The sequence below is a fragment of the Agrilactobacillus composti DSM 18527 = JCM 14202 genome (assembly GCF_001436375.1).
Classification (GTDB): Bacteria; Bacillota; Bacilli; order Lactobacillales; family Lactobacillaceae; genus Agrilactobacillus; species Agrilactobacillus composti.
Genome location: NZ_AZGA01000008.1, coordinates 1 through 4,804, shown reverse-complemented (window position 1 = coordinate 4,804; position 4,804 = coordinate 1). Strand labels below are relative to the sequence as shown.

3 protein-coding genes are annotated in these 4,804 nt (G+C 34.3%); all 3 read left to right on the top strand.

What is annotated here, in order from left to right:
- Positions 1 to 261 precede the first annotated feature (261 nt).
- From FC83_RS02870 to FC83_RS02860, 3 genes are read left to right on the top strand one after another with little or no spacing between them, the layout of a single operon-like run.
- Entirely contained in the window at positions 262 to 1,194 is a 933-nt protein-coding gene (locus FC83_RS02870) for a dsDNA nuclease domain-containing protein (protein WP_035456347.1), read from the top strand.
- 1 nt (position 1,195) lies between these two features.
- Positions 1,196 to 2,851: a hypothetical protein gene (locus FC83_RS02865; protein ID WP_035456344.1), complete on the top strand. Its 1,656-nt coding sequence runs from the start codon at positions 1,196 to 1,198 to the stop codon at positions 2,849 to 2,851.
- Positions 2,852 to 2,911: 60 nt separating this feature from the next.
- On the top strand, positions 2,912 to 4,771 hold the full coding sequence (locus FC83_RS02860) for a site-specific DNA-methyltransferase (RefSeq protein ID WP_057002371.1): 1,860 nt from the start codon (positions 2,912 to 2,914) through the stop codon (positions 4,769 to 4,771).
- Positions 4,772 to 4,804: the final 33 nt, after the last annotated feature.

The following is a 4,804-nucleotide window of genomic DNA, read 5'->3' as shown; positions in this document are numbered from 1 at the left end:
TACACGTTAAACCGGTTCAATAAGTGCAACTCAAATCATGAATGAATAATTCAGGTTTATTTATCATTGACATCTTTTTTTACATTTGAATTTTAACGAAACTTGTCCAGAAATTCATGCTAGCATCAGGGTATGCAGTATCATATAATTAAAAGAACAGCGAATAACAATTCGAATGCTTAGTTACGGTTAGCATGATGTTAATGATTTTGTGATCAAAATTATGATTTTAGAGAGGGTTGAATACGGAAGGAGTAAAAAATGGCAATTGATAATGGGGGAGCAATCGCACAGAAAGGTTTTAGTTATCAAAATGCGGTAATATCATTAGTGGCCATTCGAAACTATAAGAAGTCCAATTTTCAAATCTATGTTGAGGCAAGAGATGATTTCGAAGTAACCTATGATGCCAATTATCATGCATATATTCAGGTGAAAGGGCTAAGCCGGGTCAGCCTAAATAAATTACTTGCACAATCAAAATCGCAAGCAGGAAACTTGAAACAGTCAATAATCGAAAAGAATCTTAGCAGTGGTGATGATGATTCTAAGTATAAAATTGTAGTTTACAATTTCACAAAGAGTGATTTGAGTGATATGCAAGAACTTGAAACAGATGAGTTGTTTGAAAGAGCTTATTCGTTTTCAGATGATCAAAAGCGGAAAATAGGTAATTCTTGTTCTCGGGCATTATCACTTGTGGTAACAGATTTCAAGACAGATTCTAAAGCAGCAAGCAAGTTCCTAATTGGAGAAATGCAACATCAGAATATCTCGGTGGATAATAAGGCTGATATTGTTCTAAGCGAGCTTTGGCGAATTATCTCTCAAAAGTCCGAGAAAGAAATCGTTACTGAGGCAGACAGGGAATTGAAAAAAATCACTGCGAATGAACTTGTCCCAATTCTACAAAAAGTTAGTGCCTTAGAAAAATTTGATACTGTTCTAAAAAAGTTTGATTTTAACGAGTTCAGAAATGCAAAAATAAAAAAAGAGAAGGCAAAAATACTTTTGCAATATAGTTCAATAAAAAGCGAAGTGGTTTCAGAGATGAAACAGTGTGATTTAGAGAACATTAATGAGACGACATTGGTTACTACCCTCGTCAATTCGGATTTGCTAAGTGGGTTGGATACTGATGCTCAATACGCAATTTGTATTTCAGCATACTGCGATATTTTGGAGGAGGTGTAAAATGAGATTATTTGTTAAAAGTATTTTGATCGTGGATCCTGAGCGTAAAGAAGCAAACAAATATATCTTCGGTGAGCATTCTAATTTGATAATGAGTGAAGGAAATGAAATTGGGAAATCCAGTCTTATAAAATCAATTTATTATACGCTTGGAGCTCCGATTAAGTCGTTTCCAAAGGGATGGGATTATACGAATTTTATCTTTCAGATACAGTGTGATATTGACGGAAGAGCACTGACCATTCAAAGATTTAACCAAGTTTTTACTGTCGAAGTTGCCAATCGTGTACAAAGTTTTGCTAATGAAAAAAATTTTTCAATTTGGATGCAAAAACAAATGCATATGAATCTAAGGTTACAAACAGCAAATTCTGAAAAATTCCATCATGCATACATGAATGCTGTATTGGCACCCTTCTATATCGATCAAGACAAATCTTGGGCAAACTTTTATCAAGATGCATTTGAAAATTTAGCAATGTATAAAGGACAACCGAAACCAATAATTGAATATTATTTAGGTCTTTCCAATGGGAGGCTGCTTGAATTAAACGAGCAGAAAAAAGAACTTCACACCGCCAAAGTAAATCTGGACGGCCAGATTAAACAAATTACTGGTGTTCGGAATTCATACAGCGATGATAAAAATATAGATGTGGTTAGTCCAGAACAATATATTGAACTTCAAGCAGAACTTAACCAATATCTCAAGATTACTGATGAGCTTCAACGAAAGGTTTCAAAACTGGTTAATAGAATCACAAAATCAAAAATGGATTTAGATTCTTATCGCCATGATTATGATGAACTGAGAAAGTTACTTTTGGCTACAGATAACCGTTTTAAAAAAATTGAGTATGAGTGTACATATTGCCATTCAGTATTAACCAGGCAACAATCCCTGACTAGGCTAGAGCTTTCCGATAATGATTTTGAAATTAGGCAGCAAAAGGCACTATTGAATCAGAAGATTATGGATGAAGAATCTAAACTTGCCACTCTTGTTCAATCTGCTGAGAGTTTGAAGAAAGATTTCGAAGATAAGAATGCCAGAATTAGCGAACTTAGAAGTGCAGGTAATATTGATAGATATGTAAGTATCAAAGTATTAACGGAGCTTGCACAATTGGCTGATAAGTATCAGGTTCAGTTATCACATTTGGAGGCCGAAATAAAGCGGATTGCAAAGAGTCAACGTGATGAGAAGAAAACATTAGAGACAATTCACGAGAGTTTAGAGGCGGACTATGAAAAAATAAAAAACGATATATCGGTAGATCTTGGTACCACGGACTTATCGGATCGTCAATTTTTAGACTTCAAAAAAATGAAAGGCGGAGGGACGGCATTAAATAAGTCTTTACTTTGCCTATACTTAATTTATCTCTCTCTTTTATCAAAACATTCAAAAACAATTTTTCCAATGACTATTGATTCTTTTTTAAAGAACGAAATTTCCACTGAGAATGAGAACAGGATGTTCTTGTCTGTTCAGAGGTTCTTTATGTCATTGCATAATCAAACATTTTTTTCTGTTATTAAGCGCAATAAAGGAAAATTGAACATTAGTGATAGTACAGTTATATTTCTTGAGAAACCAATGCTTTCTGGAGATTTGTTTGATCGATTATCTTTAGAATTGATATCTGAAGAATGATGCTAGTATGAGTTCATGGACACGATCTGGTAGAATCTTAAATATGAAAGGATTTTGACAATGAGTCAGACAAGACCTGATTTAACTACTCCAAATTTTCGGACAGAAGCCGCACAGAAATTGGCACAATTATTTCCAGAAATTGTAGCTGATGGACAAATTGATTTTGATGCACTCCAGGAGGCATTGACTCCTGATATCGAGTTAGCTGGTGGTAATGAGAAATATGAGTTTACTTGGCGCGGAAAAAGAGATGCTAAACGAATTGCTGATATGCCAACAGATAAGACAACTCTTGTAGCTGACAAGGAAAAATCAAAAAATTGGGATACGACCCAGAATGTTTATGTTGAAGGGGATAATCTTGAAGTGTTGAGGCTTCTTCAAAAGGCATATTTCAATCAAATCAAGTTGATTTATCTTGATCCTCCCTATAATACGGGGCATGATTTTGTGTATCATGATGATTTCCATGATAGTTATGAAAATTATCTCAGACAAACTAACCAAATTGATGATAATGGTATGGTAACTACAACCAATAAAGAAACAAATGGTCGTTTTCATACAGATTGGTTAAACATGATGTATCCACGGCTTAAATTGGCTAGAAATTTACTGACCGATGACGGAATTATTTTTATATCGATAGACGATAATGAACTGTATAATCTTAGAATCATAATGAATGAAATTTTTGGCGAGATAAATTTTTTGGCAGATATTACCTGGGAAAAGCGATTCACACGTTCTAATAATGCCAGAACTTTTTCATCGGTAATAGATCATATTCTTGTTTACAGAAAAACTATGAGCTTAAGTCATCTACGGGAGCCGCGAAATGAAAAGTCAGATTCCATTTATACGAATCCCGATAATGATCCACGTGGCGTCTGGACAAGTGTTAGTTACGTAAATCCTGCCACGATTGCAGATAGACCCAATCTAGTATACCCATTAACAAACCCAATAACTGGCAAAAGTGTGACACATCCGACAAATGCTTGGAAGTATTCTAAAGAAACATATCAAACACACGTTGCAAACAATCAATTATATTGGGGGAAAAATGGAGAAAATACGTATCCTAGATTAAAGAAATTTCTGTCAGAATCTAACGGTATGGTACCAACAAATCTTTGGAATTACAAAGAGGTTGGGACTACGGATAGTGCTAGCAAAGACTTAAATGCTTTAATGAACGGTAAAGTTTTCGACTTTCCGAAACCTGTGAAGCTAATAGAAAAAATAGTGTCAATTGCAACAAACGATGATGATATCATTCTTGATTTATTCTCAGGATCTGGGACAACAGCTGAAGCAGTAATGCAACAAAATAAAACTAATAATAGTAATCGAAGTTTTATTATGGTTCAGACACCAGAAAAATTGAAGAAGGATACAGTCGCATATAAGAAAGGTTTTAGGACTATTGCAGATATTGCTGAGAAACGAATTGACTTGGCAGGCAAAAGAATGCTTGATAAAGAACCGAATTTGCAAATTGATATTGGATTTAAAGTTTTTTCACTTAGAAAGTCGACACTTAATAAATGGTCAGAGATTCCATCACTTTTTGAAAAACAACTTGAATTATTATCGATTAGTCCATTTACAGAAGAATCAACTGAAGAAGAGCAAGCCTATGAAATTGCAATTAAATTGGGTATCCCATTGAATGTAATTCCTGAGGTTATTGAAAGTACTTATCATTTTAATGCGAAGGGCAAAGAGGTTTTCGTTGTGCTTGGTAATTATGACGATTCATTGTTGTCAACTTTAGAAGCTCAACGTAGCAGTCAATTTGCAACAGTAGTTCTAAAAGAATTTGCAAGAGGCTCAGAAACGAAGTTTAATTTACGGGAGCAGCTAAAACAAAACAATGATTTAAGGAATCATTTCAGATTGAAGACAAAGTAATCTTTTTAGAAGACTTTGTCTTTTTTATTTCGT

Excerpts from the sequence above, each read along its gene's own strand:
- FC83_RS02860 (WP_057002371.1), top strand. The coding sequence starts at position 2,912 with ATGAGTCAGACAAGACCTGATTTAACTACTCCAAATTTTCGGACAGAA.
- FC83_RS02865 (WP_035456344.1), top strand. The coding sequence starts at position 1,196 with ATGAGATTATTTGTTAAAAGTATTTTGATCGTGGATCCTGAGCGTAAA.
- FC83_RS02870 (WP_035456347.1), top strand. The coding sequence starts at position 262 with ATGGCAATTGATAATGGGGGAGCAATCGCACAGAAAGGTTTTAGTTAT.